The following is a 1,721-nucleotide window of genomic DNA, read 5'->3' on the forward strand; positions in this document are numbered from 1 at the left end:
CCACCCCGTCCCCTGCTGCCTTCGACTTCAGCCTCTACTTCTTCGGCGACTACCCCCAGGACACCGACCACGACAAATACGGCCTGATCATGTCCGCCGCGGACTTCGCCGACCAGCACGGCTTCCACGCCCTGTGGTTCCCCGAGCGGCACTTCAACTCCTTCGGCGCGCTCTTCCCCAACCCCTCCGTACTGGCCGCGGCCCTCGCCGCCCGGACCAGCCGGATCCGGCTGCACGCCGGTTCCGTGGTGCTGCCGCTGCACCATCCCGCCCGGGTCGCGGAGGAGTGGTCGGTGGTCGACAACATCTCCGGCGGCCGGACGGGCCTGTGCTTCGCGAGCGGCTGGCACGCCACCGACTTCGCGCTGGCGCCGCAGCACTTCGGCCGGCACCGCGAGGTGATGTACGAGCACCTGGCGACCGTGCGGGACCTCTGGTCGGGGCAGCCGGTGAAGACGACGGCGGGTGACGGCACCCCCGTGGAGATCCGCCTGCACCCCCGGCCCGTACAGGAACGGCCGCCGATGTACGTGGCCGTCGTCGGCAACCCGGACAGCTACCGCCGGGCGGCCGCCGAGGACCTCGGCGTGGTCACCAACCTGATGACGCAGACGGTGGAGCAACTGGCCGAGAACATCGCGCTGTACCGGCGCTGCCGTGCCGAGCACGGCCTCGACCCGGCGGCGGGGCGGGTCGTGGTGCTCGTGCACACCTACCTGGAGGACGACGCGGAGCGGGCGCGGGCCGAGGCGTACCGGCCTTTCCTTTCGTATCTGCGCTCCTCCCTCTCCCTCTTCGACCAGGTGACCAACAGTCTCGGTTTCCAGGTGGACCTGGAGAACACCCCCGAGGAGGACGTGGAGTTCCTCCTCGGCCGCGCCTACGAGCGCTACTGCGACTCCCGCGCGCTGATCGGCGACGAGCAGACGGCCGCGGAGACCGTACGGCGTCTGCGGGAGGCCGGGGCGGACGAGATCGCCTGCTTCGTCGACTTCGGCGTGCCGAAGGAGAAGGTGCTGGCGGCGCTGCCGGTACTGGACCGGGTCCGAATGACGACCCCCGGCACCGATCCACAGCCGCTGCCCGGGACCGTCGCCCCACAGCCACCCCGGCCCGAGCCCCGCCGGCGGACACCGCTCACCCCCGCCCAGCGCCGCATCTGGTTCYTGGAGCAACTGCACCCGGGCACCGCCATGTACCACGAGCCCAAGGCGATCCGCCTGGAGGGCCCCCTGGACGTCCCGGCGCTGCAATGGGCGCTGCACCGCGTCACGGACCGGCACCCGGCGCTGCGCACGGTCTTCGGTGACGCGGCCGGTGTCCCGTACCAGGAGATCCGCGACCGTATGCCGCTCGACTGCCCGGTGGAGGACCACACGGGCTCGACGGAGGAGGAGGCCCTGCGGGCGACGCTGGCCGCCGCCGACGGCCACGGACTCGACCTGTCCAACGGCCCGCTGGTCTCGGCCCGGCTCCTGCGCCTGGCCGATGACCGGCACCTGCTCTTCCTCCTGGCCCACCACATCGTCTTCGACTCCTCCTCCACGGCCGTGCTGGCGCGGGACCTCGCCGCGTACTACCGCGGCCGGCGGCGTGGCGACGCCGGCGCCGAACCGCCGCCCCTGCCCGAACTGCCGGCTCCCGCCCCACCGGACACGGCCCGTTCCCTGGACTTCTGGCGGCAGCGCCTCGGCGACGCACCGGAGCTGGCCCTGCCCACG

At 72.6% G+C, this 1,721-nt stretch carries 1 protein-coding gene; it reads left to right on the plus strand.

Translation table 11 applies throughout. From position 1 onward, the window contains the following. Positions 1-1,721 (plus strand): MupA/Atu3671 family FMN-dependent luciferase-like monooxygenase (locus CA983_RS43355; protein ID WP_143645824.1); only part of this gene is annotated, 1,721 nt, incomplete at both ends.

The organism is Streptomyces swartbergensis (genome assembly GCF_002148965.1).
In the GTDB taxonomy this organism is placed as follows: domain Bacteria; phylum Actinomycetota; class Actinomycetes; order Streptomycetales; family Streptomycetaceae; genus Streptomyces; species Streptomyces swartbergensis.